Source organism: Arthrobacter sp. YAF34, from assembly GCF_052113245.1.
In the GTDB taxonomy this organism is placed as follows: domain Bacteria; phylum Actinomycetota; class Actinomycetes; order Actinomycetales; family Micrococcaceae; genus Arthrobacter.
Map to the genome: position 1 here is coordinate 31704 of NZ_JBFRCV010000011.1, position 26742 is coordinate 58445.

General features: G+C 64.9%; 21 protein-coding genes. 9 read left to right on the forward strand and 12 right to left on the reverse strand.

Features of this window, described 5'->3' with window-relative positions:
* Window positions 1-24: 24 nt before the first annotated feature.
* The 3 genes from AB4Y72_RS14255 to AB4Y72_RS14265 all read left to right on the forward strand — a co-directional run bounded on the left by AB4Y72_RS14255 (window position 25) and on the right by AB4Y72_RS14265 (window position 3595).
* Complete coding sequence (locus AB4Y72_RS14255; RefSeq protein WP_441426812.1) at window positions 25-765, forward strand: HD domain-containing protein; 741 nt, start codon at window positions 25-27, stop codon at window positions 763-765.
* A complete protein-coding gene (locus AB4Y72_RS14260) occupies window positions 762-2267 on the forward strand; it encodes an aldehyde dehydrogenase family protein (protein ID WP_441426813.1) in 1506 nt (501 codons plus the stop codon). Before AB4Y72_RS14255 ends, AB4Y72_RS14260 begins: the two co-directional genes overlap by 4 nt.
* A 140-nt stretch (window positions 2268-2407) precedes the next feature.
* A complete protein-coding gene (locus tag AB4Y72_RS14265; RefSeq protein WP_441426814.1) occupies window positions 2408-3595 on the forward strand; it encodes a 4-hydroxybenzoate 3-monooxygenase in 1188 nt (395 codons plus the stop codon).
* Window positions 3596-3760: 165 nt separating this feature from the next.
* Here AB4Y72_RS14265 and AB4Y72_RS14270 read toward each other — a convergent pair whose 3' ends face one another.
* From AB4Y72_RS14270 to AB4Y72_RS14295, 6 genes are all read right to left on the reverse strand, one after another.
* Window positions 3761-5047, reverse strand: coding sequence for a M20 family metallopeptidase (locus AB4Y72_RS14270; RefSeq protein ID WP_441426815.1), 1287 nt, complete (start codon window positions 5045-5047; stop codon window positions 3761-3763).
* A gap of 46 nt (window positions 5048-5093) precedes the next feature.
* Window positions 5094-5738, reverse strand: a complete 645-nt coding sequence (locus AB4Y72_RS14275; RefSeq protein ID WP_441426816.1) for a trimeric intracellular cation channel family protein — start codon at window positions 5736-5738, stop codon at window positions 5094-5096.
* An 846-nt stretch (window positions 5739-6584) separates the two neighbouring features.
* Window positions 6585-7991: an FAD-binding oxidoreductase gene (locus tag AB4Y72_RS14280; RefSeq protein WP_441426817.1), complete on the reverse strand. Its 1407-nt coding sequence runs from the start codon at window positions 7989-7991 to the stop codon at window positions 6585-6587.
* Window positions 7992-8066: 75 nt separating this feature from the next.
* Window positions 8067-11345: an ATP-binding protein gene (locus tag AB4Y72_RS14285; protein WP_441426818.1), complete on the reverse strand. Its 3279-nt coding sequence runs from the start codon at window positions 11343-11345 to the stop codon at window positions 8067-8069.
* Window positions 11346-11542: 197 nt separating this feature from the next.
* Window positions 11543-12328: an isocitrate lyase/PEP mutase family protein gene (locus AB4Y72_RS14290; RefSeq protein ID WP_441426819.1), complete on the reverse strand. Its 786-nt coding sequence runs from the start codon at window positions 12326-12328 to the stop codon at window positions 11543-11545.
* Window positions 12329-12588: 260 nt separating this feature from the next.
* Window positions 12589-13401, reverse strand: a complete 813-nt coding sequence (locus AB4Y72_RS14295; RefSeq protein WP_441426820.1) for an MBL fold metallo-hydrolase — start codon at window positions 13399-13401, stop codon at window positions 12589-12591.
* 941 nt (window positions 13402-14342) lie between these two features.
* Between AB4Y72_RS14295 and AB4Y72_RS14300 the strand changes: the two genes are divergently transcribed.
* The 3 genes from AB4Y72_RS14300 (at window position 14343) to AB4Y72_RS14310 (ending at window position 16989) form a co-directional block, all read left to right on the forward strand.
* Complete coding sequence (locus AB4Y72_RS14300) at window positions 14343-14798, forward strand: SRPBCC family protein (RefSeq protein WP_441426821.1); 456 nt, start codon at window positions 14343-14345, stop codon at window positions 14796-14798.
* Window positions 14799-14996: 198 nt separating this feature from the next.
* The gene (locus AB4Y72_RS14305; protein ID WP_441426822.1) at window positions 14997-16238 is read left to right on the forward strand and encodes an NAD(P)/FAD-dependent oxidoreductase; all 1242 of its coding nucleotides are present in this window, start codon (window positions 14997-14999) and stop codon (window positions 16236-16238) included.
* A gap of 340 nt (window positions 16239-16578) precedes the next feature.
* On the forward strand, window positions 16579-16989 hold the full coding sequence (locus AB4Y72_RS14310) for a hypothetical protein (protein ID WP_441426823.1): 411 nt from the start codon (window positions 16579-16581) through the stop codon (window positions 16987-16989).
* Window positions 16990-17138: 149 nt separating this feature from the next.
* Here AB4Y72_RS14310 and pdxR read toward each other — a convergent pair whose 3' ends face one another.
* Window positions 17139-18536: a MocR-like pyridoxine biosynthesis transcription factor PdxR gene (gene pdxR / locus AB4Y72_RS14315; protein ID WP_441426824.1), complete on the reverse strand. Its 1398-nt coding sequence runs from the start codon at window positions 18534-18536 to the stop codon at window positions 17139-17141.
* 71 nt (window positions 18537-18607) lie between these two features.
* Here pdxR and AB4Y72_RS14320 point away from each other — a divergent pair, with 71 nt between their 5' ends.
* Both AB4Y72_RS14320 and AB4Y72_RS14325 read left to right on the forward strand, forming a co-directional pair.
* The gene (locus tag AB4Y72_RS14320; protein WP_441426825.1) at window positions 18608-19180 is read left to right on the forward strand and encodes a hypothetical protein; all 573 of its coding nucleotides are present in this window, start codon (window positions 18608-18610) and stop codon (window positions 19178-19180) included.
* Window positions 19181-19235: 55 nt separating this feature from the next.
* On the forward strand, window positions 19236-20057 hold the full coding sequence (locus AB4Y72_RS14325) for an alpha/beta fold hydrolase (RefSeq protein ID WP_441426826.1): 822 nt from the start codon (window positions 19236-19238) through the stop codon (window positions 20055-20057).
* An 83-nt stretch (window positions 20058-20140) separates the two neighbouring features.
* Here AB4Y72_RS14325 and AB4Y72_RS14330 read toward each other — a convergent pair whose 3' ends face one another.
* Entirely contained in the window at window positions 20141-20998 is an 858-nt protein-coding gene (locus tag AB4Y72_RS14330; protein ID WP_441426827.1) for a prephenate dehydratase, read from the reverse strand.
* 206 nt (window positions 20999-21204) lie between these two features.
* Window positions 21205-21807 carry a TetR/AcrR family transcriptional regulator gene (locus AB4Y72_RS14335; protein WP_441426828.1) on the reverse strand — a complete coding sequence of 201 codons (603 nt, stop codon included), beginning with the start codon at window positions 21805-21807 and terminating at the stop codon, window positions 21205-21207.
* 215 nt (window positions 21808-22022) lie between these two features.
* On the opposite strand from AB4Y72_RS14335, the gene AB4Y72_RS14340 reads away from it, so the two are divergent.
* Window positions 22023-22736 carry an SDR family oxidoreductase gene (locus AB4Y72_RS14340; protein WP_441426829.1) on the forward strand — a complete coding sequence of 238 codons (714 nt, stop codon included), beginning with the start codon at window positions 22023-22025 and terminating at the stop codon, window positions 22734-22736.
* A 198-nt stretch (window positions 22737-22934) separates the two neighbouring features.
* Here the strand turns inward: AB4Y72_RS14340 and AB4Y72_RS14345 are convergent, their stop codons facing one another.
* The 3 genes from AB4Y72_RS14345 to AB4Y72_RS14355 form a co-directional block, all read right to left on the reverse strand.
* Complete coding sequence (locus AB4Y72_RS14345; protein WP_441426830.1) at window positions 22935-23933, reverse strand: NADP-dependent oxidoreductase; 999 nt, start codon at window positions 23931-23933, stop codon at window positions 22935-22937.
* A 237-nt stretch (window positions 23934-24170) separates the two neighbouring features.
* Window positions 24171-25676 carry a glycoside hydrolase family 32 protein gene (locus AB4Y72_RS14350; RefSeq protein WP_441426831.1) on the reverse strand — a complete coding sequence of 502 codons (1506 nt, stop codon included), beginning with the start codon at window positions 25674-25676 and terminating at the stop codon, window positions 24171-24173.
* 101 nt (window positions 25677-25777) lie between these two features.
* Window positions 25778-26701, reverse strand: a complete 924-nt coding sequence (locus AB4Y72_RS14355; protein ID WP_441426832.1) for a carbohydrate kinase family protein — start codon at window positions 26699-26701, stop codon at window positions 25778-25780.
* Window positions 26702-26742 lie beyond the last annotated feature (41 nt).

Below are 26742 nucleotides of genomic sequence, written 5' to 3' on the forward strand. Positions count from 1 at the left end.
CGGCCGGCCACCCGAAGGAGCATTATGAGCACCCCCAAGACTCCGGCCGCCCCAGCCGGCCCCACCACTGAACCGGCGGACGTGCTGGCCGAGGCCTTCGCCGCTGAATACAGCGTCCGTCCCGTCCCTGCCGCCGGCCCCGTGGACACCACCGCCATCTGCACCACGCCCGCTGCCCTGGAGGAGCTCGACGCGCTGTGGAAGGCCGTGGTCTTTGAGACCCGGACCCGCGGCAACGACATCCACCTGCCGATTTCCCTGGCCTACGCCGAGCGTTTATGCCGGGCGTACCCCGACGCCGATGCCGAACTGGTGCGTGTAGCCACCCTGCTGCACGACACCGGCTGGGCCCACGTTGACGAATCCCGCATCATCTCCGAGGGCTTCACCGGTGACTGGCGCAAAGCCACCATCCGCTACGAACACGAGCAACAGGGCTGCAACGTGGCACGCCGGGTGCTGCCGGAACTGGGCTACTCGGCTGATTTCGTGGAACGCGTCTGCGAAATCATCGACGGTCATGACACCCGGCAGGTGGCCCGGTCCCTGGAGGACGCGCTAATGCGCGACGCCGACAGACTGTGGCGCTTCGACCGCGCCGGAATCGCGCTGGCTTCCTCGTGGTTCACCATGGACCCTGCCACCTACACCGACAGGCTGGCCACCGAAATCGTGCCCGAACTCATCACCCAGGCTGCCGTGGACATGGCGGCGGCCGACCTCAACCGCTCCAACGCCCTGCTCAAGACAGGAGTAATCCGTTGACTTCCGCCACCCACGATGCTCCTGCCCTGGCTGCCAGGCAAGGACTGTCCCTGCCGCACACGCATGTGGACACCATTTTTGTCGACGGCGCCTGGCAACCTTCGCGGGGCACCGGCCGGAACCCAGTGACCGACCCGGCCACGGGCGAAGTGTGGGGCTCGGTACCGGACGGAACTCCCGAAGACGTGGACGCCGCCGTCGGCGCTGCCCAGCGGGCCTTCCAGGGGGAGTGGCCCCGGCTTGCTCCCTCCGAGCGGGCTGCCTACCTGCTCCGGATTGCCGAGGAGGTGGAAAAGCGGGCCGGGGAGCTGTCCCTGACCAACTCGCGGGAAAACGGCTCGCCGGTCTCCGAATCCGCTGGCGCGGCTGCGAACGCGGCGGGGATCCTCCGCTACTTTGCGACCCTCGCTGAGTACCTCGAACGGGACGATGTTCGCCCATTCCCGCGCGGCGGCGGCGAGTCCGTGGTCCGGCGCGACCCGCTGGGAGTCTGCGCGCTGATCGCGCCCTGGAACTTCCCCATCAACCTGGTGATCATCAAGCTGGCACCGGCACTGCTCGCCGGCTGCACGGTGGTAATCAAACCAGCGTCGCCCACTCCGCTGTCCATCCGCGTGATCATGGACGCTGTCGCCGCGGCGGGGGTCCCGGCCGGTGTCGTCAACCTCGTCACCGGATCCGGCCGGCTGGGGGACGTGCTGGTGAAGCACTCGGGCGTGGACAAGGTTGCGTTCACGGGTTCGACTCCGGTGGGCCGAAGAATTGCCGCGGCCTGCGGCGAGCTGCTGCGCCCGGTCACGCTGGAGCTCGGCGGGAAATCCAGCGCCATTGTGCTGACCGACGCGGACCTGGACGCCATGTCCGAGGTCATCATCAAGTCCTCCATGCGCAACACCGGCCAGACCTGCTACATCTCCACCCGGATCCTTGCCCCCGCCAGCCGCTATGACGAGGTGGTGGACATGGTCACGGCCACCATCGCTGCCGGGAAGCAGGGGGACCCGCTCGCGCCCGACACGGTGTTCGGCCCCTGCGCCACCGAGTCCCAGTACCGGACCGTGCTGGAATACGTTGAGTCAGGGCTGGCCGAAGGCGCCCGCGCCACCACCGGCGGCCGCGCCGCGACACTGTCCGGCGGGCTGGAGAACGGCTACTTCGTGGAACCCACGGTGTTCGCCGACGTCACCCCGGACATGCGGATCGCCCGCGAAGAGATCTTCGGGCCGGTGATCTGCATTCTTAAGTACGACGACGTCGATGAGGCGGTGGCGCTGGCCAACAACACGGAGTTCGGACTGGGCGGGCTCGTGTTCGGCTCTGACCCGGACGCAGCGCTAAACGTTGCGGACCGCATGGACACCGGCTCCGTGGGCCTGAACTTCTTCGCCTCAAACCACGCCGCACCATTCGGCGGTCGGCACGACTCCGGCCTCGGGACGGAATACGGGGTTGAGGGGCTCAACGCTTACCTGAGCTACAAGTCCATTCACCGACGTGTCTAACGCAGCAGCCGCGAAAGCCCCGGCGATGCATGCCGGGACCTAGGGCAGCGCGTTCAAGCGGGCTACGGGTTCGCGGCCCCCCGCGCCAACAACGCCTTGCCGCGGTGCTAGCAAAAACAATCTTAGAAGCGAGGAAAACGATGACGTCACGCAAGATCATCCGCACGCAGGTAGCCATCCTGGGGGCAGGTCCCGCAGGGCTGATGCTCTCGCATTTGCTGTCGAAGGCGGGCATCGAATCCACCGTCCTTGAAATTCGGAGCCGCAGGGAGATCTCCGAAACTGTCCGTGCAGGCATCTTGGAACCCGGAACAGTCGACCTGTTGGTAGACAGCGGCGTCTCGGACCGTGTGCTGCGTGAGGGGGACAGGCACGACGGCATTGAACTACGGTTTAATGGCGAGAGCCACCGCATTGACTTCAAGGACCTCGTTGGGGAGTCCGTTTGGCTATACCCTCAGACAGATGTGTTCATGGACCTTGCCGCACGCCGGGAAGCGGACGGCGGCGACGTCCGCTACAGCGTTAGCGACACTACCGTCTACGACATTGAGGGCGCGCCTCGGGTCTGGTTCACTGACGCGGACGGCACCGAATGCGAACTGCAGGCTGACTTCATTGTGGGCGCCGACGGTTCCCGCAGCCACTGCCGCTTCCAGATCCCCGAAGCGCACCGCAAGTGGTATTTCCACGAATACCCCTTCGCCTGGTTCGGCATCCTCGCCGAGGCGCCCAGGAGCTCCGACGAGCTCATTTACGCAAACTCGGAGAAGGGCTTCGCGCTGATCAGCCAGCGCACCGAAACGGTACAGCGGATGTACTTCCAGTGCGATCCCAACGAGGACGTGAGCAACTGGAGCGAAGACCGGATCTGGGAGGCCTTCCGGACCCGGGTTAACGGCAACGGCTTCGAACTCAAGGAAGGGCCGGTCCTCGACAAGATGGTCCTGAAGTTCCGCAGCTTCGTACACACGCCCATGCGCCACGGCAAGCTATTCCTGGCCGGGGATGCCGCACACACCGTCCCTCCCACCGGCGCCAAGGGTCTGAACCTAGCCATCCACGACGTCAAGATGTTGTTCGAGGGCCTCGACAGCTTCTACAACGCCGGTTCCTCTGCGCTGCTGGATTCCTACAGCAACCGCGCCCTGGACCGGGTCTGGAAAGCGCAGCAGTTCTCCTACTGGATGACCTCGATGCTGCACACCCCGGCAGATGCGGACGACTTCTCCCGCGCCCGCCAGCTCGGCGAGCTCAACTCGGTGGTGTCATCCCGGCACGGGCGTGCCTACCTCGCCGAGGCCTACACGGGCTGGCCCACCGCCTAGGCTGCTATTTCACGGCGGTAAACAGCATGGCATAGAAAGGCTTGGCGCTTCTGCAGTCAGTGCAGGCCTACCTGGAGCCCTGCACGGGTTACGTGACGCGCATGGTGTTGCAGAACTGCCTACCGCCGGAGAATTGACCCACACTTTGCCGTACCAATCCTTTGATTAGGGCGCCGCCGGGTTGGCCGGTGGTGAATCATCAAGGCCGAGCCAGGCCAAGGCTGCGGTGACGAGGGCTTCGGTTCCGGTCTGTAGGGTCGGCTGGAGGACGGGCAGGAACATCGGCGAGTGGTTGGCCGGAACGTCCTCCAGCACCCGGCCGTCCCGCACGGCAGCCCTGTAGGTCTGCGGGTCCGTTCCGCCGATGCCCCAGTAGGTGTAGGGGATGTTGCCGGTCCGGGGAATATCGCTAAAGTCTTCGCTGGCGGTCTGGAGCTCGAGGCTGCCGGCCCGCTCGCCGAAGTGGGTGCTGAATGCCCCGGCTACGCGCATGGTTGTTGCCTCGTCGTTGACGGTGAGCGGAAAACTGTCGAAGGTTTCGAAGTCCGGCTCTTTGGGGGAGCCGCTGGCGGCGCACTCGGCTTGGACGAGGCGTCGGACAGAGTCGAGAATCCGCTGCCGGGTGGCGTCGGTGTAGGTGCGCAGGTTCAGTTCCATGACTGCTTGGTCGGGGATGATGTTGCTCTTGGTTCCGGCGTGAAGGCTCCCGACGGTGAGGACGGCAGGTTCGGTGGGCGGGGTTTCGCGGGAAATGATTGCCTGCAGGCGAAGGACGATCATGGCGGCCAGCACGACAGGATCAATAGTGTTCTGCGGCATTGAGCCGTGGCCGCCGCGGCCGTGGACTGTGATGCGGATGCTGTCGGCGCTGGATAAGACCGGACCGGACCGGGTGGCGACGTGGCCGGCGACTCCGGGCAGCACGTGCTGGGCGAGTGCGACGTCGGGCAAGGGGATGCGATCAAGGAGAGCGTCGTCGAGCATGCCGCGGGCTCCGTCGCCGGTTTCCTCGGCGGGCTGGAACAGGGCCACGAGCGTGCCTCGCCACTGGTCCTGGTGCTCGGCGAGCAGTCTGGAGGCGCCCAGCAGGCATGCGACGTGGATGTCGTGTCCGCAGGCGTGCATGACGGGCACCCGGTCCCCGCCCCGGTCCTGGGCTGTGATGGTGCTTGCGTAGTCCGCGCCGGTCCGTTCCTGCAGGGGCAGCGCGTCCATGTCGGCCCGGAGTAAAACCGTTGGCCCGTTGCCGTTGTGCAGCACCGCAGCGACTCCTGTTCCCCCGATCCCGGTCTCCGTTTGGAAGCCGTAGGAACTCATGCTGCGCGCCACGTTGGCGGCGGTGCGGTGTTCCTGGTGTGAGAGCTCAGGGTTTTGGTGGAGGTCCTTGTAGAAGTCCTCCTGTTCCGGGCGGATTGACTCATAGTGTTGCAATATCTGTTCGGTCGCGGCCACGAGGTCTCCTTTCGTCCGGTTCGAGCGTCCTGCCCTGCCACCCAACCTACGCCGGGCCGGTCCGACCTGCTAGGTCTTGCCCGGTCGCGCCGTGCCGGGACCGGGCAGCGTGTGGAACCCGCCACCGGAAGTGCAGGGAGAGCACCCGCAGGGTGAAGACCACGGCCGCGACGCAGAGTTCCGTCACGGCGTTGAACAGGCTCAGCTGCCACAGGGCTGTGATCAGGGCCGCTCCCAGGAGGGCCGGGACGGCGTAGATGTCCCGGGGGTTGAAGAGCTGCGGGTCCCGGTTGGCGACAACATCACGCAGCAGCCCCCCGCCGACCCCTGTGGTGACGCCCAGCAGGGCGGCGGAAACGGGGTTCATGCCCGCGTCCAGGGCCGTGACTGCTCCGGTAGTACAGAACAGTGCCAGGCCGCCGGCGTCGAAGACCAGCAGTGTCCGCGGGAACCGCTGGACACGGCGTGCGAAAAAGTAGACCAGCAGCGCAGCGGCCACCGGCGGGACCAGGTACACCGGCTGAGTGAAAGGCGTCGGGGTAACGCCGATGATCAGGTCCCGCACCACGCCGCCGCCGAGCCCGGTCAGCGATCCCAGCAAGAGCGAGCCCACTATGTCAAAGGCCCGCCGCGCGGCCAGCAGGCAGCCCGAGACGGCGAAGAAGAACGTTCCCAAAAGATCTAGAACCAACGACCAAATCACATCCGCCGCCTCTCTCGTGTGCCCGCACCCACCGGCGCTTTCTTAGGGAGCGCTTTCCTCGGCGCCCTGAGCGGCGGCTGCGTCTTTGGCCATCAGTCTCCTCGCTACCGAAGTTAACCTAAAGCGGTTGCGATTTCGTATGCCCGAGGACAGGCCAAATTGGTGGAAGCTTTACATAAGATCCACGCTCAGCGGGCTCTTCCTGCGATCGAAGGAGCTCGGACGGGGCTTCGTCCTGATCCGTGGAATTGGCCACTTTGGGGTGTGTGCAAAGTACACACTTGAGACTTCGGGCCCGGTCGTACGGGTGCCGGATCGGGCTGGACTCCGCACGATGCCGGGATTTTCCAGTGTTTGCGGGGGAGGAATGCAGTTCGAGTCCCACCTCTGGCACAGCTGGACCCCTCGTCAGAGGGGTTTTTTGCTTTAACGGATGGACATTGACCCTGCTTGGGTTCCTCTGACGTTTGTCCGCGGCTGGTGCCTTGCCGCAGTGGTTTGCCTGTGAAGTTGTGTGGGTGGCGGGTTGAGGGCCCTGGCTGGTTGGGCCGTCGGGTGCTTGGATCTGGGGTCATCGGGCCTCCTTCTTTGGTGGGCTACATGACCGGAGAAGAATCTTGAAGATTCTTCTCCGGTTTCCTTATTACTGAGGGCCTGGGGGAGAGGTTAACGCCGCTTTGTCCCGCCAAGAGGGGTGTGCACGTTGTCCACACCGGAGCGAGCTTCCTGCCGTTGCTGCTTGTGGCTCGCTCCTTGCCTGCTTCCCACGAGACGGGCAGGAAGATCCCCGGAAACCCGGGGATCTTCCTGTCTCAACTCACGCAGGCAGCGCTGTCACACCGTGGGGGCGATGTTCTGGTTCAACCGGAATAGATTGGTGGGGTCGTATTCGTTCTTCAGTGCCACGAGCCGCCGGTATGTATCCGCCGGGTACGACGCCCGGACGAGCGTCGTATTCCCTTCACCTGTGAAATTCACGTAGGCCGCCGCATCCGGACCGAGCGCGGACGTCACGCCACGGGCCCATTCGACGACATCCGCGAAGCCTTCCGCCGTCGGCGTGCGCGCCACAACATTGACGATGAATTCCTGGTCGCGGAGTGCGAAGGCCGTTGCGTCGACAGGAACCCGGCCGAGTGCGCCGCCAAGGTGGTGCAGGTGAATCTGCGTCATGGCGCTGGGCAATGCCGCAAACGAGTCCAGCAGCACGCGCACGGACGCGTCGTCGGCGGCGCGCAGAAATGCCGAGCGGAAATAGTTGTGCACGCCGCGCGGGTACAGCGGATCGAGTGCCTGCTGCCACCCCGCGTACGGGTTGGCCGCGAACACATCGGCGATGACCGTGCCCAATGACCTGAAGGGCGCGGTGGCGGCCTCGCCGGCATCGAGATCGCCGGACCAGCACCCTCCCACAGCGATGACCGGCTTGCCATGCACTGATTCTGGCAGGAACGGGACCGGTGGCGCCATGGTCATGTTGACCAGCGTGGTCAGCTCATCGGGGGCCGCCGCGCAGGCCGCCCGATAGCCGCGCAACACCTGCTCCGCCTCTTCTGCGGGGTAGAAAACCAGGCCGGAAAGGACGATGGGCCCCACTTCGTGCAATTGATACTCGAAGGACGTCACCACACCGAAATTGCCGCCGCCGCCGCGCAGCCCCCAGAACAAATCGGGGTGCTCATCGGCACTGGCGTGAATATACTGCCCGTCAGCGGTGACGACGTCGGCGCCGACCAGGTTGTCGCTGGCCAGCCCGTGCTTGCGCACGAGCCAGCCGATGCCGCCGCCGGTGGTGAAGCCGGCGATGCCGGTCGAGGACACCAGGCCACCGGTCACCGCAAGCCCGAATTGCTGGGTCTCTGCATCCAAGTCCTTCCAGGTACACCCTGCCTGTGCCGCCACGCGGCGGCGGGCAGGGTCCACCTGGACCCCCTTCATCAGCGAAAGGTCCAGCACGATACCGTCGTCGACGGTGGAAAACCCGGGGATCGAATGTCCACCGCCGCGAACCGACAACGGCAACCCCTCGCTGCGCGCGAGATCGACCGTGCGGATCACATCTGCCACACCCGCACAGCGTGCGATGAGCGTCGGGCGCCGGTCGTGGGCCCCGTTCCAGATCCTGCGTTCGTGGTCGTAGTCCGCGTCCCCTGGCCGGACGACCGTGCCGCGCAGCCCGGCGGCGAACTCGGCGATGGTGGCCTCTCCGATGCGGGTCGGCCTAGTCTGCGTCGTTGTCACGATGCGTTCCTCCTGATTGCTGTTGGTTTGTCAGACCCGTTTGTCAGATCCAGGAATCACGCTAGTGAACCGTACTCAACGAGCACTCAACGCCGTCTCAACATCATCATCCGAGTCCCGCCTGCGCAGTGCGGCCAGCCGCTGACCGGCGATGACGCATCTCGTTCGGTCGAAAATCGCCCCAGCCCTGTCAATTTCGCGGGCCGCCCGTTGCGGGTCGCCGAGCTCGTTGGATAGCTCTGCCACCATCAACCGTTGCCAGCCCGTGTGTCGCCGCCAGGGGGCGACCTTTTCCGCTGCCTGCCTGTACATTTCCCGCGCTGCCCGGACCTCCCCGGAGATCAGTTCGACGGCACCGAGAACGGTCAGCGTGGCGCCCATCCCCACCTGATCTCCCGCGGACTCAAACCCTGAAAGACAACGCCGAGCGTCTGTCAGGCCGCGGTCGATATCACCACCCATGGCGCGGAGCAGGGCGATATTAATCTCGGTCAGCAGCTCGCCGCGTCGGTCGCCCAGGCCGAGCCGAAGCTCCCGCGCCAAGGAAAGGGCCTCATCGGCCGCGCTGTGGTCGCCACAGTCACGCAGAATGCAGCCAAGTTGGTGAAGTGTTTGCGCCCTAGCCAGGTCATCTCCTAACTCGGCGAAATGTTCGGTCGCATCCGTGATGGCGGATATCGCAGACTGCGTGTCGTTCGAAAGCCTGGCCGCGTAGCCGATCGCGGACAGCACGTAGCCTTTGGCTTGGACGACGCCAACCCGCCGGCCCAACAGCAGGGTCTCCTCGACGCAGGGGACCAACCGTTCGGCGATCGGGACCAGTTGCAGGCTGGGCGTGATCACCGGCAGGAAGGGCGGAGTGCTTGTCTCAGCCTGTGCGAGTTCGCTCAGGCAGGTGTTTAGGTGACGGGCGGCGAGTGGTCCGTCCTCCCGGGACAACGCGCACTGGCCGAGGAGCCAACTGCTGGCAGCGCAATGCTCGGCTCTGCCACCCTCGACTGCCTCCGTGTGCACGTCGGCTGCCAGCTGTTCGGCCTCGTCCAAGTCGAAAGTGCTCCAGGCGAGCGAGGTCTCAATGAGGCGGGCCATCGTCACCTCGTCGGGGTTGCCGATCTCCCGCATAATTGCCAAGGCCTCCGCGCCGAGAGCCCGATGCCGATCGCCGCGGCCCTGCCGGCTGTCCAGCCCGGTCAGGCCGATCAGAGCAGCCGCGCGGGGCCGGGTCGAGTCGGGAGCCACCGCCAGGGCCCGTTCGACCCAACGTGCTCCCTCGACCGCGTGACCGCGGAGGAACCAGAACCGCCACAGGCTGGCGGCGAGCCGGAGCGCGGTCTCGGGCTCGCGGGCGCACGACCAACGCAACGCAGCGCGCAGGTTGTCGTGCTCGCGGTCGAGCAACTTCGGTTGTTCGATGACCACCCCGGTGGCCCCTTCCGGATTGTGGGATTCGGCGACGGCAAGGAAGTAGGCGCAGTGCGCAGCCGACAGTTGAGCCGCCTCACCTGCGTGATCGAGATTCTCGTGGCCAAACTGGCGGACCGTCTCCAATTGCCGGTATCGGGTCCCGGCGCCCGTCCTTTCGGTGATCACCAATGACTTGTCTACCAGCTTGGCCAGCAGGTCGAGCATTTCGATCTGCTGGAGGGGCGCATCAGCGCAGACTGCCACCACAGCGTCGAGGGTGAACCCACCCGCGAACACAGACAGCCGGCGCAGCAGAACCTGCTCCGGTTTGGTGAGCAGCTCGTGGCTCCATTCCAAGGTGCCACGCAGCGTCTGGTGCCGCGTGACGCCGCTGGTTCCTCTGCCGAGCAGGGACAAAGCACCGCCCAATCCCTGGACGATCTCGGCGGGTTCGAGTACGGCCGTCCTGGCCGCAGCCAATTCCAGGGCCAGCGGCATCCCGTCGAGCCGTCGGCACAACTCTGTCACCCCCTGCGCGTTGTCGGCGTCGAGCGCGAAACCTGGCCTGACCTGCGCTGCCCGCTCAACGAAAAGCCGGACAGAGGGCAGACGGCCCAGCACGGCCAGGTCGAGAGCGTCGGCCGGCAGGGGCAGGGGCAGGGGCGGGGGCAGGGGCAATGACGGCACCCGGTAGGTGTACTCCCCGTCGACATGGAGTGGCTCCCTGCTGGTGGCCAGCACTTTAACCCCAGGGGATCGGTCAAGCAACGCGACGACGAGTTGCGCACAGGCCGCGAGTAAGTGTTCGCAGTTATCCAGCACGAGGAGCAGCGAGCGTCGCCGGAGTTGGTCGACCAGCGCTTGCACGCCGCTTGGTGCCGCGCCGGAATCCAACCCGAGGACCTCTGCTACGGCATCAGCCACCAGCAGCGACTCCCCAACGGCCGCGAGGTCGACGAACCAGACTCCGTCCACGTACTCAGGACGAACTGTCCTCGCGGCCTTCAAGGCCAGTCTGGTCTTGCCGCTGCCGCCAGCGCCGGTGAGGGTGAGCAGGCGAGCATGGCGCATCAGCCGCTCGACGTCAACCAGCTCACGCTCGCGCCCGATGAAGCTTGTCAAGGGGGATGGCAGGTAACCGATGGCATCGTCTCTGCCGGTCACGCCGGCGGGCTGGTGGAGGCGTTCCTCGGGCGGCGAGCCGGTCAGCAACTCGCGAAACAATCCCGTCGTCAGGGTGTCCGGGTCGGTCCCCAACGCGTCGAGGAGTTCCTCGACCAGCCGCTCATATCGTGCCAATGCTTCCGACCGGCGGCCCATCCCAGCCAGAACCACCATCTGCGCCCGCACGGCTCCCTCATGGAGGGGATCGGATTCGAGTGCATGGTTGAGGATGACCAACGCTTCCTCCGGCGCGCGCTGCGCTACCGTTGACGCCAGTTTCACCAGTACCTCGCGATGGACTTCCCGGAGCTCATCGCGGCGTGCCGTCAGCCAATCCGCATCCGGCAGTTCCGGCAGTAGGTCACCACTGTACAAGTCGGCCGCATCGCGCAGGCTTGCCTCGTCACCTGCAGCCAACGCTGCCACGGCGGAACGCTCGAACCGCAGCACATCCACATCGACCGGACCAGTGTCATCCAGCACGACCACTTCACCGCGGATGGCGAGCAGCCCGTCGCTGCTGGCTCCAGCGCTAGCGAGCGCACGGCGAGCGACGTACAGGGTCTGATGCAGATTCCGTGCGGCGGCCATCGGCTCCATGTCAGGCCAGAGGCGGTCCAATACCTGCTCGCGACGGCCACGCTGACCATGCGCCAGCGCTAGCATCGCCACCACGGCCCTTGCCTTCTGCAGCCGCCAGTGGCTGTTCGCAACGGCGTTCCCGTTGACGTACACGGTAAATGAGTCGAGAAGCTGGATGCGCAACCCGCTATGGGTAGGCTTCATGGTTCTTCAGTATCCGCTCGCGAACCGGCGTTGTCGAACAACGAAATTTCCCGCCCGCAGCCTGCCTGGGTTCACTCTGTGAGCGGCCGATTAGTAGCAAGCAAGCCACCAGAACCACAGCCGTCAATCGCCCCCGTCCGAGTCCCACGTCGGGCAAGCCCGTACAAGCCGGACCTAGGCGGTGGCGCTGACGGGGGTCAGCCCGTGTGGCGCTGGCTGAATGATACGAGTCGCGATTGCATTTCCCAGTATGGAGTGGCGGCCGGCGTTGGCTGGCCGTCACGAAGGGCGGTGGCCACATTCACCGCCGCATCAACGGCCGCGCGGTACGGCAGGGAGCCGGAACTCACCCGCCGGACGCCCAGCTCACCCAGTTCGGCAACAGTCAGCGAGGGATGTGCCAGTACGTTGACCGGCAGCCCAATGCCGGCGGTGACGGCCTGGATGTCCGCCGGATCCACAAGTCCTGGGACAAAGATCCCGTCCGCCCCGGCGTCGGCGTAGGCACGGGCGCGGAGCAGGACGGCATCGACGGTGGCTTGTTCGCCGAACCATATGTTGTCCACCCGGGCGTTGATGAACATAGCCGGGCTGCGTCGCTTGACGGTGGCAACCTTGTTGGCAAAGACTGCCGGATCGATCAGGTGCCCGGCGGTGCTGTCTTCCAGGTTGACCCCGGCCACGCCCAGGGTAGCCAGCTGGGCCACTAGTTCCGCGACCTCGGCAGGGTCATCGGAGTAGCCGTCCTCGATGTCAGCCGTGACGTGGACAGGCAGGCGGCACAGCTGCGCCATCAGCGCGGTGGTGACCGCTTTGCTGGACCGGCCTCCGTCCGGCAGGCCGGCGCTTGCCGCAATGCCAAAACTGGTGGTGCCGACGGCAGGGAATCCCGCCGTCGCAAATGCCAAGCCGGATCCGACGTCCCACGCATTGGGCAGCAGGAGTGGTGCCGTAGTGTGGTGGAGTTCCCGAAAAGTGGCCATCTTCATTCCCATCCCTGCCAACCGAATAGGTGAATACCAGTTCAGTCTACAAACGCGGCGGAGCGGTGCAACGAATCATCCTTCCCGGACCTATTCGTCTTTGAGGCGGAACGGGCGGCGTTCCTGCAGGATGGGAACGTCCTCGTCGACGAAGGAATCGATACCGGTCGTGGTAGCTGTCGGGGGCTAGGGTGAATCCTTCGCAGGTACCTGCTCCGAGCCAGTTCATCCCAAAATCAGGCTAACGGGACATGGACGGTTCAGGTCAAATGGTCGAAGTCTCCTCGCGCCCAAGCAGCGTGCCGTTGGGCGGAATCGTGCAGAATGGCCTTGGCTTCGGACGCGATGAGATTGTTGAAGTTGCCGTAGATCCGGTCGAAGTTGAGCTCTTCCAGCTGCGCGGCGATTCGTAACGCCACCGCGCCGGATAGCGGCAAATGGTTCGGATAGCTGCGCATGAAGGCGATGGAGCGTCGGTCTGGATTAGGAAACACGCTGTCGCCGGTCAGCAGAACTCCTCTGCCGCCCGCCCCCGCGGCCCAGTGCATCACCGCGCTGCCCGGGAAGTGCCCCCCGGTCTGGTGCAGTGTCAACCCTTCGGCGATAGTTTGACTGTCGGACCAATATTCGATGATCGGATCGTTGCGTCCCAGCCATCGCCGGTCTGCGTCGGCCACAAGCACCGGGACGCCGCCGAGCCGATGCGACCATTCGACCTGCGCACCGAACATGTGTGGATGGCTGGCGGCGATGGCCAGGACGGGGCCCCGCTCGAGGACTGCCTTCACAGCGCCGTCATCGACATATCCGATCGGATCCCATAGCAGCGAACCCTTGGGTGTCACCACAAGCTGAGCGGTCTGACCGATCCCGACTCTTGGCTCCGTTGTGACCCCGATTAGTCCCGGCTCGTTCTCCTTCAACACTGTCTGCTGGCCCTGCCGCGCCAGCCAGCTCAGTGTGAGCCACTTTTGTCCGTCCTCGGGCACATACTGCCGCTCATCGGCGCAGATCGGGCAGACCATCGGCGTAGGTTCATCGTGCTCGACGGCACAGGTGGCGCAGATCAGCATGGTCGGTCCCTCCTCAGCGTCTTGTGTCCTGCCTTCCCGCCTTCCTGACGTTCGGGCTGGCGTGCCCAGACTATGGCACGCGAAAGCGTCCCAGGAAGAGCGATCCGCGGCATCAATTGCGTTGGCGGGCCGCCGTTCTGTTTGCTTCCGGACACGTGAAGCAGGCGTGCCGGGTCCCGGCGTGTCGGTGAGGTCCGCCGTCGGGATTCTATGGAAACCGGGGGCGGGTGCACCGTCCGGCAGGTGATCCCGGGAGGAGGGGAACAGCGTAGCCGCCGGCTTGAGGGATTCTGCCCGAAGAGAATCGCACCCGCATCAGTGACCTGGAGATCTCTGGATCCTCCGGTTTGCGGACCACACCACGGGTCCGCCATCGGCGGCAAGCCTTTACACGGGGGAGTCCCGGGGTGACCATTGGTGATGACCCGACCGGCAGAAACTCTCACCGTAGCTCTGGAAGATGTGGGCGATACCTCATGGTGGGCCAGGATCCTGACAATCCTTGGGTCCCAGTACGGAAGCACCCAGCGGCGTTTTGTGGGCCAGATTGACGGGAAAACCCGGTACAAAAGCTCGACCTTTCCCGTTGTTGGATCGGTCGGCCCGGTCTCCCCTCAAGAGCAATGGGCTCCGGGGATGACGGCCGCGCTGGAAGAACTGCAGCGGGATCTGGCCAGGGACGGCTGGGGACAGACCTCCCGGGGAAGGGACCCGTGGTCACTAACGTATGAGCGGGTCACATCCGGCCATTCGTGACGACGGCTGTTGAGGCCATGCGGGACGAGAAGAGCCGCCGACGGTTCCGCCGCTACTGGGCGCTCGTCGGCCCCTTCAGTCCCCTCATCCGTGGAATGGCGCTGCGCCAGCTCGCCCACGAACTCCGACGACCCGGCCCGCAAGACGACGGTGCAGCTTGGGCGTGAAACCCAGGGTGCGCACAGATGAAAGCAGAGAACGGCATGACGACGATCAAGGGCTCCATCCTCATCCGACGCCCAGTTGAGGAAGTCTTCGACTTCGTCGCCGACGAGCGCAACGAACCCGGCTACAACCCACAGTTGCGAAGTGTCGAGAAGACCACTCCCGGACCAATCGGTGTCGGCACCCTATGGCATGTCGTGGCAACCTCGGGGAAGCGGAGCACGCCCTTCGAACTGGAGGTCACCGAGTACACGCGGCCAAGCCGCCTCGGATCCATGACCCGTATGGCCGCCGCAGACATCTATGGAGCCGTCACCTTTGTTCCCGATGCCGGCGGAACACGGATGAGCTGGTCCTGGGACCTCAGGCCCAAGGGAATGCTGAAACTTGCCACCCCGCTGTTCGCTGCGGTGGGGCGCAGGCAGGAACAGCGGATCTGGTCCAGCCTCAAGTCACACCTCGAGAGGTCCTCCTAGAACCACCCCAATGACCGTCACCGCACCCACGCGGGGCACCTCTCGCATCCAAGCCGACGGCAGTCCTTTCACGCACTCGCAGAGATTTGGGGTCAGTTCCGTCACTCGCCAAATTTATCGTCAGCTTTTCAGCGCTTTTGGCGGCCTGTGTTCCCATGGGCACTGTTGCGCCGGCTTCAGGCGGAGTAGGTTGCTCGGATGGAGGACACATACCAAGTCATCGTGGTCGGGGCAGGGTTTGCCGGCATGACTGCGGCCAAGGAACTTGGTCGCAAGGGCGTGAAGGTGCTGCTGATCGACTCCAACAACTATCACCAGTTCCAGCCGCTCCTGTACCAGGTCGCGACATCACAAATCGGGGTGTCGGCCATCGCGCGGCCGCTTCGGTCCGTTTTCCGCCGCTTCAAGTTCGTGCGGGTGCTCACGGCGGAAGTGGCATCCGTCGATGCAGCCAACCGCGCCCTCACCACCGTCGATGGCGACACATACCAGGCCCGGATTCTGGTCATTGCAGCAGGCGCCGTACCCAACTTCTTCAACACGCCCGGCGCGGAGGAACATACTTTCCCGTTGTATTCGGTCACCGACGCCACCCGGCTGGGCTCCCGGCTGATGCATCTCCTGGACCAGGCCGACCGTGAGACCGCTGGCTCCGTGGACGTCGTTGTTGTCGGTAGCGGTCCCACCGGCGTGGAGACCGCCGGCGCCCTGGCCGAAAACGTCAAGTTCGTGGTGCCCAAGTACTTTTCTCCGGAACTCGCAGCCCGGTGCCGGATTCACCTGGTCGACATGGTCCCGACCGTCCTGAATGCCTTTTCGCCAAAGTCGCAGGACTACACCAGGCAGCGGCTGACGAAGATCGGCGTCCAGTTGCATTTGGGAGTCGGCGTCACGGAAGTCCGGACCGACGGCGTGAGACTCGCCGACGGGACCTTCATCCCCGGAAGGGTCGTGGTGTGGGCCGGCGGCCTGAAGGCAGGCGGGATCATCGCCGGCTCTGGCCTGACGCAGGGCAGAGGAGGTCGCATCGATGTCCGCCCCGACCTGACCGCCCCGAATGTCGAGGGCGTGTATGTCCTTGGCGACGCGGCCAACATGACCGACTCGACCGGGGCCAACCTGCCACAACTGGGCTCCGTCGCGCAGCAGGCAGGGAAGTGGGCGGCCCGCAACATCCACGCCGACCTCACCGGCGGCACCCGGAGACCGTTCGAATACTTCGACAAGGGATACATGGCGATGATCGGCCGGGGCGCTGCCGTCGCCGAGATCGGCCGCAAGCGGATCCAGCTGCAAGGGCCGCTCGCCTTCGTGTCCTGGCTTTTGGTGCATCTGGCCCTCCTGTCGGGATTCCAGCAGAAGGTCCGGGCACTGTTTTCCTGGCTCAACGGCTACATCACCCACAGTCCCGCGCAGGTCGTCGTCGGCCGCCCGGAGTGAAGGCGGCGACGCTCCATCGGACCGTCGTTGAAGACTGGAACGGCATCTTCGCCCGTCACCACGCTGGTGACGTTCTCACGCCGGCATCGCCCGACGCACGAAACGCGCGCTCGATACGGTTGGCCTCTGGACGGCGGAAATGTTCCTGATCCATCAGTTGCATCGGCAGGGACATCCTGCCTGCCGGCGACATCGGCGCTCGCCGTGCAATCACCTGGACGCTCAACGAGGCACCGACCATTGACGAGGTTCGTCAGCGCGCACAAGGATGGGCACCGGGCCGCAGCTACGCTACCGCATTGTTCTGGCGCTCACTCACCACGACCGAAGGAACCCCGGCATGACCGACATTACGACTGATGACTACAACGGAGCCACCCGCGTCGAATACCTCCTCGGCGCTCCCCTCCACGAGAACGCCGTCCGCCAATGGCCGCAGATGCGCGAAATCGTCCGAGGCCGCCAACTCATTGCAGACGTCGAAGGTAACTTCCCCGAACTCACCCTGGAAGTCGGCCGCCGGCACCGACTGGGCACCACCATCGTCGTCGAATGGACATGCAACTACGGTGACGGACGCCTCTACCGCAACGTCACCATTGGAGAGCTCGTCGACGGCACAGTCACCCACATCACGGACTACTGGGGGGAACCGGTAGAGACCCCGGAATGGCGGAAGGGTCTGACCGACCGGCTCGAAATGCCGGCAGATGGCCTCTGGAAAGACGCAGCCCACCTTGGTCGGCACTGACTCGACAGGATCACCGGACGACCACGATGGGACGGCCACGACTTTGCTTACGCAATTCCATATGAGACGGGCGCCCATCGACCGGGAATGTCTGAACAACGGTGACACTGTCCGGGCCGGAACACACGAGGACCTCCGAGGTGGATGCCTCAACACAGGAGGTCGGCAATGGCGGCAATTCCGCTTCTGATCGAGGTTTCGCGGAGGTCGCCGAAGCCGAATACGATCCCCGGCGGTCCGCTGCGTCGATCTGACCGGTAACGGGCCAAGCCCTGCAGACCGACGGATCGCTCCCCGGCCGCGGCCACAACCGTGTCCTCGTCGGTGCCCGGCGGGAGTCCGGCCACTGCGTGGAAGCCTGCGGCCAGCCCGGTCAGCGGCGTTCCGGGTGCGTGAACTGCCAGGGCCTCGACCAATGCGGCACGACGGCCGGCGTAGACGCTGCGCATGCGCCGCAGATGACGGTCGAACCTGCCGGATGCCATGAGACGGGAGAGCACCAGCTGATCGAGGCCGGGCGACCCCCGGTCGGCCTGATATTTTTCCTGGGAGATTTCCGCGACGAGTCCTCCTGGAGCGATGACCCAGCCGAGCCGCAGGGCAGGTGCCAGTGACTTGCTCACCGACCCGATGCTGACCACACGATCCGCCGCGAGCCCCTGGAGCGATCCGACGGGCTTCTTGTCGTACCGGAACTCGGAGTCGTAGTCGTCCTCGATGACGATCCCTTCGCGGTCCTGTGCCCATTTCAGCAGCGCCTGCCGTCGCGCGGGCGCCAGGACAACACCGGTCGGAGTCTGGTGGGCGGGTGTGACGATGACGGCAGTGGCGTCAGTGGCGCCGAGGGCATCGACCACGATGCCCTCGGCGTCAACCGGCACGAACACCGGCTGCAGCCCCGCACGCCTGACCAGCCCGGCCATCTCCAGATGACCAGGATCTTCGACGGCGACGCACCGCACGCCGCGCTGCGCCAATACGGCGAGCGTCAGGCCCAGGCCCTGCGTGAACCCACTGCAGATCACGACGTTGGCTGCGCCGGCGACTCCGCCCCGCACTCGCCGGACGTACGACGCGACGACTTCGCGGAGCTGGACGAGCCCTCGCGGGTCGGCGTAGCCCGCGTCGTCGGCCGACGCCGACCGGGCCACTTCGCCGCAGGCCCACAACCAGTCTCGCGTAGGGAAACTGTGGAGGTCGGGCCTTCCCGGGGAAAAATCGATCGCCATGGCGCGTGCCGGCGGGTCCGCTCCGGCTTCGACGTCAACCGCTTGGGGGCCCAGTGCGACGCGGGTCGCCGAACCTCCGCGGGCCAGAAGGTAGCCCTCGGCTTCCAGCTGTTCATAGCTTGCCTGGACGAGGCCCCGGGAGACGCCCAACGCCTCGGACATGCTGCGGGTTGAGGGCAGCCGCTCGCCGGGGCTGAGGCGCCCTGACCGGATTGCTGACCGCAGCGCCCCCTGCAGCTGGACTCCGACCGTCCCCCGCTTGCTGCGGTCAAGTCCCACTAGGAACGACGGCGATGAACCGGACCAATCAACTGCCATGGAATCGGACCTTACACGTGGGCCGCCCTGGGGCCTAGCCTTTCAGCAACGGAATTGGAGAGGAACCCAGAATGAAGCCAGTTGCAGTCCCTTACGACGCCCGCCGGGCGACGCCCGTGCCCGGCTTGGAGGATCTTTACGCCGCCATCAGGGCTGACACGCGCTCCCCGGGCGACTGGCAGCGCGTGGCCGAAACGGTCGCCGAGGCGGTGAGGCCCGTTCTCCCGTCCGCCAGGGAGGTGTTGCTGGCCGTACCCGCAGATGCACGGCACGGCGCCGATCGCGGGCAGGTACTCCATGTGGAGTCTGATGGCTCGTTCTCCGTGGTTGCGCTGGTCACACGCCCGGGGTATGCGACGAGCATTCACGATCACACGTCTTGGTGCGTGGTTGGCGTGGTGGCGGGACAGGAGCGCGAAGAGAGCTTTCGCGTGGCCGGCGCGAGCGGCTTCCTCGAACTGACCGGAACCCGGATCGACGACGCCGGCGCGGTCGCCGGTTTCGCCCCGCCAGGTGACATTCACCGCGTGACCAATTCAGGTGTTGGGCTAGGCATATCGCTCCACATATACGGCACCGACATCAACCGCATCGGCAACAGCATCCGGCGCACCTACGACTTACCCGTTCACAGCGCCAGGTGATCTCCTCTCGGCACTTCCCCACGGTTATTGTCAAGCATTCATTGGAGGCATCCCCATGATCACAACGATTTCCGCGGACGGCACCGACGTGCGCGCGCTTGACTCGGGCCAGGGACCGGCCATCCTGGTCGTCCATCCGGGCATGGATGACGGCAGTTCTTGGCAGAAGGTTGCCGCCGTCCTCGCGGGACAGTTCCGGGTCCTAACGTTGCTGCGCCGACAGTACCGGCTGGACATCACCTCCGGTGTCCCGGCGTCGATCGCCGAGGAGGTCGCCGACATCAAGGCTCTGGCCCAGTGGGTGGGGAAACCCATGCTCATTGTGGGGCACTCGTCCGGGGCGGTCGTTGCGCTCGAAGCGCTGTCGGCGCTTCCGACGTCGTTCATTGGAGGCGTCCTGTACGAGCCCCCGCTGAGAACCGACGGCCCCGTCGGCGGGGTCGCCCTGCTCAGCGCCAAGGCTGCCATCGCAGCCGGAAAACCCGGGAAGGCCATGCAGATTTTCACCCGCGACATGGTCGGGCTACCGGCCTGGCAGGCCGGAATCATCCGCGTGTTTGTCGCAGCCAGCCCCAGGATGCGCCGCCTGGCGCCGCGGCAGATGGACGACAACGCCGCCCTGGAACAGCTCGGCCACCGACTTGACCTGTACAAGGAAATCCAGACTCCCATCCTTCTAATCGGCGGTGACAAGAGCCCCGGCCACCTGGGCCGGAGGCTGGACGTCCTCGCCCGGACCCTGCCCCTCGCCGAGAGGCACGTGCTGCGCGGGCAGGGCCACTCCGCCAATCTAAGGGCACCAGACGAGCTTGCCCGCGCCATCACAGAGTTCCACGCCGCGACAAGGCGACTGAACCCCGGAAGCGGCAGGCCGTAGCCGGAGGCCAACGTCCTCGGCGGTGCCGGGCGGGTTTTGGGCTGGTCAACGATGCCGGCCGGTGGCCCTTCAGCCAGGTGCGCTCAACTGCCGAGTGCCCGTGCGGTCCGATGGTCGGCGGCGGGGTAGACGCCCAGGATGCGCACCTCGGTGGTGAAGAAGTCCAGCTCCTCGAGGGCCAGCCGCAGCGGCACATCCTCGGGGTGGCCCTCCACGTCCGCCATGAACATGGTGGCGGCGAACTCGTCACCCACCATGTAGCTCTCCAGCCGCGTCATGTTCACACCGTTCGTAGCGAACCCGCCCAGCGCCTTGTAGAGCGCCGAGGGGACGTTCCGGACGCGGAACACAAAGCTGGTCACTGCCGGCCCGGCCACCTCATCCCGGGTGGGCAGGTTCTTTTCCCGGGCGAGGACCACAAAGCGGGTGGTATTGGAGGGGTCGTCCTCAACGCGCGATGCCAGCACCTCCAGACCATAGATCTGGGCCGCCAGCGGGGGAGCGAGGGACAGCTTGGCGGGGTCGTTCCATTCCCGCACCTCCCGGGCTGAACCGGCGGTGTCGCCGGCAATGACGGGCCGGAGCCCGGCGTCGCGGATCAGTCGGCGGCACTGTCCGAGGGCGTGGATGTGGCTGTGGACCTCGGTGGCACCTTCGATGGTGCTGCCCGGGATGCCCAAGAGGTCGAAGTGTATGGGCAGGAAAAACTCGCCCACGATCTGCAGGTGCGACTGGGGAAGCAGAATATGGATGTCCGCCACGCGGCCGGCAATCGAATTCTCGATCGGAATCATGGCCAGCTCGGCCTCCCCGCTGGAAACCAGCTCGAAAGCGTCCTCGAAGCTGGCGCAGGGAACGCTTTCCAACTCGGGGAACATCTGTTGACACGCGATATTGGAGTTAGCGCCGGGCTCACCCTGGTACGCAATCTTCTGGGCCATGGTCCGTATGCTGTCACCTCAGGGGCCAGCTCACCCAACTGGGCACCCACTGTGTCCCTTCGGGTCCTCCGTCCGGGCTGAAAATGCGCTGTTGGTCGACTGTCGACGCCGTAGCGTGTGGCGAGTACTCGGCTAAAGATGAGGGTCCTACGATGCACCCGCACGGATTGGCATGCCGAATTCTGTCGACGTTCTTGCCGGAGGGTTCAGCGAGACAGCAGCACGCCCACCTGGGTCCGGATGTCCTGCACGATCTCATCAATGCTCGCTGCGGCGTTCACGCTCACCGCCATGCTGAGGAACATGATGGCGGTGACGACGTGTGCGGTCGTTGCGGCATCATCAGCGCTGACAAGCTCGTGCCTGCCCAGGACGGCAGCGATGGCCTCCTCGGTCTGCGCGACGATGGAGAGGGCCTCAGCGTGACGGGGCTCGGCGGGATCACCGAAGACCATTTCCCGCAGGTACGTGCGTCCGTTGTCGACCTGGGCGCGGTTGCATTCCACGATCGGCCGTACGATTGCCAGCACCGCGTCGAGGATGTCCGGGGTGGTTTCGGCATCGGCCCGACCTTGCTGAAGCGCTTCGGCGTAGTGGGCGTTCTGCACGAGGAGGAGGAGTTCGCCTTTGGTCTTCGCGTATAGGAACAGGGTCCCGGTGCCGATGTCCGCCTTGTCGGCGATCTGCTGGGTCGTGACGTCCTCGATGCCGTGTTCGGCCAGCAGTTCGCTTGCCGCGGCCGTGATGCGGTCCAGCTTCTGCTGCTTGTTCCGCTCGCGCCGTCCGACCGGTTGAGAGGCGAGAGACATGATGATGGATCCTCCGGAATAGATTCTGACTGCAGTCAGTTATGAGTATAGTCACTACTGTGTGGGCTCGAATGTTCCTTCGATCATTCTCCCACGCAAGGGCCGATCCCCCAGTGTTCCTCCCGGCACAGTGGGGGCGCCATTACCTCACGACGCAAAGGACCGCACACATGACTTCGTCCATGCGGCCTTGTTCTCAGAAAGAAGAAAGACTCATGCCCTCACTCAACGGAGCTGTCGTCCTCATCACCGGAGCCAACGGCGGAATCGGCACGCAGTTCGTGCACGAAGCCCTCGCCAGGGGAGCTGCAAAGGTCTATGCCTCCGCCCGCGCACCCCGCACGTGGAACGACGAGCGCATTGTTCCGCTGGCCCTGGACATCACCGACCCGGCCTCCATTCAGGCGGCGGTCCAGGCGGCACCGGATGTGACCGTGCTGATCAACAACGCCGGCGCTTCGGTCTCCAGCCCCGGGATCCTCACCCACACGGACGAGGAAATCCGCAGCAACGTCGAGACGAACTTCCTCGGTCCGCTCTTCGTAGCCCGCGCGTTCGCTCCGGTCCTGTCCGCAAAGGACGAAGCGACGATCATCGACATCCACTCGGCCCTGAGCTGGTACGCCGTCGCCGGCATCTACAGCGCCACCAAAGCCGCCCTCTGGTCCGCGACTAACTCCCTCCGCCTCGAACTCGCTCCCGCCGGCGTCCACGTTGTCGGCGTCCACGTCGCCTACGTCGACACCGCGATGGCCGCGCACGCCACCGACCCGAAGCTCGACCCGGCCGTGCTGGTGCGCACCGTATTCGAGGCCATGGAGGCGGGGGAGTATGAGGTCCTCGCCGACGACACGTCTGTCCAGCTCAAGGCCGGTCTCAGCGCACCCCTCGAAGCGGTCTACCCGCAGTTGGTGGACACGAACGCATAAGCGAACAACCGGCGCCACTGCGTTCACCAAAAGTGAGCGCGGTGGCGCTACCCCTGCCGTGGGGAGTGTCTGAATAACGGAGGATCCGGGGTTGGCCTGACCCGCCGTGGCAGTCACCAGCCGGGGGCCCACGCCAATGGCTTGCGCTCCTGGAGGCGCTTGATGAACTCCTTCGCGGCGGGCTTGCCGGCCGGGGAGTCAGCAGGGAAGGGTGACGACGGCTTTGCCGCGGAGGCCGCCCTGGGCCAGCGACTCGAACGCCTGTGGGGCCTGGGCAAAGTCGAAGACCTGCCCCACAACCGGGCGCAGCACGCCGTCGTCAACCAGGCCTGTGATCTGGCGCAACTGGTCGCCGCTGGCACGCATGAAGAGGAACTCATAGCTGACGCCGAGCTTCTTCGCCTGCCGCCGGATCCTACTGCTGAGCCCCGCGATGGCCACGCGCAGCACAGGGTTCAGACCGGCCTTGCGCGCGAATGCCGGGTCCGGCGGTCCGGCGATCCCGATCGCCTTCCCGCCGGGCTTCAGGACGCGCAGTGACTTCACGAGGTTCTCCCCGCCGAGGCTGTCGAGGACCAGATCGTACCCGGTGAGGAACTGCTCGAAGTCCTGCGTGCGGTAGTCGATCACCGTGTCCGCGCCGAGCTCGCGCACGAAGTCGGCATTAGAGGCACTTGCGGTGGTCGCGACGGTGGCGCCGAGGTGCTTGGCGAGTTGGACCGCGATCGACCCGACCCCGCCGGCCCCGGCGTGAATGAGAACTTTCTGCCCCGGCCGCACCTTGCCTTGCTCAACGAGGGCCTGCCACGCCGTAAGTGCAGCCAGCGGCAGCGAACCGGCCTCCTCCATGCTTATCGATGCGGGCTTCAGTGCCAGATCGGCCTCGCTGACGGCGATGCGCTCGGCGAACGTGCCGATGCGGTCCTTGTCGGGGCGGGCGTAGACCTGGTCACCGGGCTTGAATCCGCGCACCTTCGCCCCGACACGGATGACGGTGCCGGCGACATCATTGCCGAGGATCAGCTGGAGCTTGTACGGGAGGATCTGCCTGAACTCACCCAGGCGGATCTTTTCGTCCAACTGGTTGAGGCCAGCTGCCCGGACTTGGACCAGCACGTCGCGGTCGCCAACGGTCGGCTCAGGGACGTTTGCTGCGCGCAGCGGCTCCTTGTACTTGGTGACGACGAATGCCCTCATGGCGTACTGCTCCTCTATGACGTCCGTCTTGCTTAAAATGAGTCTACTCGCTTGTGAGTCTACTCAGAAATATTGTCAAGGAGGATCGGCTCAGTTGCTTGGCCGGTCTCATCTGTGCAGGGGGTGTGCGACGGTCTGATCCCGGCAGGGCACACCGGTCACACTGTCATCTCCAGACGGGACCGTTTACGTTCACGGGCGCCCGTTTGGGGCGGCGCCATCTGTGGGACGCCGGGCCTATACCAACGGCGTGATCGTCAGGCTTTCGACTGTTGCGGAGCCACCGTCGGCGTAGATGGAGACTCCAGTGCTTGTCTCGTTCGGGAAGATCAGGTCTGTGAGTACCAGCTGGCCGTGTTGGGCGAAGACCTCAACGGAGCAGTGGTCGACGTAGATCTTCAACCTGTACCGGCCGTCCCGGGCCTTAATGGGGGCGGTGTCGACGGAAGCGAATCCATCATGAAAGTCAGTGTCACCCGAGGCGGTCCGATCGAGGATGAGGCGCCCCTGGCCGGGGTTGATGCCGATTCGGGTTCCCTCCGAGCCGCTCCCGCGAACGATGAGGCCGAATTCTTCGGCAGTCCCCGGCGTGAAGTCCGCTTCGATAAGCTGGACCGGGCCGACGCTGGCTGGGATTCGGCGCGTTTCCCCGGTCAGATGGATCGGCTGGCTCCGAACTGCCGGCGCCGCATGCCGGCTGCCGACTTCCTCGACGACGTTCTGAAGTAATCTGGTGCGGCCGTCAATAGTGGCTAGGGAGAGTTCGCGGGGCAGAGCCATAGGGCTCCGCCAGGGTGAAGTCGGGATCTGGTTGGCATAGTCCCAGTTGTTCATCCAGCCGATCATGATCCGCCTGCCATCAGGGGCATCACTGAAGGAAACGGCCGCGTAGTAATCCCGCCCCCAGTCCAGCCAGTCATATTCCTGAAGGCGGTCGTGATCCTGTTTCCCGCTGGTGACGGTGGAGTCGGAGGTGAATTTGATCCCGTCGAAGTCTCCTGTGAAGTATTGCCCGGCTGAACCGCCGTTCGGGCCGCCGGGATTTAGGTTCACCGTCAGAACCCATTTCAGCTCCAGTGGATTGCCATCCACCGGCAGGGCAAACAGGTCAGGACATTCCCAGATTCCTCCAGTGGCGTTGGCAGGGCCGAAAGAGCTGAGGTATTCCCATGTTTTCAGATCCTCGGACTTGTACAGGACTACTTTGTATTCTTCGGCTTCGACGGCGGCCATCACCCAGTATGAGCCGGCCCCGCCGTCGTAGCGGAAAACTTTTGGGTCACGGAAGTTTGCCGAGTTGCGGTCGAGAACGGGATTACCAGCGTATTTTTTCCAAGTGAAACCGCCGTCCAGGCTGTAGGCCAGTGACTGTGCCTGGAGACCGTTAAGCGGGGAAGCTTCCTTGTAGGCGCTGGTGTAAATGGCCACCAGCGGGGGCGCCGTTTCGGTGCCGAGCCCACTGCTGTTTTGGCTGTCGAATACGACGCTCCCGGAAAAGATTTCTTCTTGCTCGTCGCAGGGGATCGCTACAGGTTGTTCGGTCCAGTCAGTGAGGTCCTCCGACGTGGCGTGGCCCCAGGACATGTTTCCCCAGGTATTTCCGAGGGGGTTGTTTTGATAGTAGAGGTGGTAAAGACCCTGATGGTGGATTAGCCCGTTGGGGTCATTGAGCCAGGTGTTCCGGGCCGTGTAGTGCAGGGCGGGCCGAAAGGCTTCCGGGTGTGTAGTGGTCACGGCAGTCATGGGTGGTGTACTCGTTTCAGGTTTGGGATGGGGCGAGGAAGCGGTTTGGCTCTTGCGGTGATCGTCAGGGTGGCTCAAGTGATGGCGCGGGAAATCGGCGGTCAGCTGACCAGGCTTGCCTGCACTTCGGCCGCGGAGGGCAGGTCTGCTCCCGGCCGGCCCACTGTGATGGCGGCTGCCATGGATGCCATGCGGGCGATCTGTTCTAGAACGGGCGGAGCAAGACCTTCCCCTCCTCTGGTCAGTAGGCCCTGGATGAGGGCCGCCATGTAGGCATCTCCTGCACCGATGGTGTCCGCGACAGCTGTTTCCACGGATGGCACGCTGATTTCCGTCTCTGCGGTGAGCAGGAAGGATCCCTCTGATCCGTGGGTGACCACGACCAGATCCGTCCCGAGCCTGAGTATTCGACGGGCAGCCTCCTCCGGCGAATTGCGCGGATACAGCCATGAGGCGTCCTCGTTACTGAGTTTCACGACGTCGGTAAGGGGAACGAGATCTTCGAAAATGGTTCTGGCCTCGTGATGGCTGCCGAGCAGTTCGGGCCGGATGTTCGGATCATAGGTGAGAGTACTGGTCCCTGCGCAGTGCTGCAGGAGGGACTTCACACTTGCAGCTCCCGGTGCGAGGAAGCTGGCGATTGACCCGGAGTGCAGGAGCCTGGGCAGGTGCGTCGGGGCAGCCGGTGGGAGCTCCCACACGACGTCGAATGAATAGCTTGCGGACCCGTCCTCGGTCAGCGTTGCGGTGGCGCTCGATGTGGCAACGGCCGACTGGGAGCCTGGGAGTATATGAACACCTGCGCCGCTGAGGTGCCTGCTGATGGCAAACCCCCGGCCGTCCATACCGATTGAGGTCAGGAACCCTGTCGAAACACCCAGACGGGCAAGTCCGTAGGCCACATTGGCGGGGGAGCCTCCAGGGTGCTCGGTGACGCCGTTCACGGTGTGGACCACATCAATGAGTGCTTCGCCGACAACGACCACCTCGGGTTGGGCGGACAGTGTGGCAAGGGGGTTCGGCATGGGATTCTTTCTCGGTTTTCGACAGCCTGCAAATGAAAGCT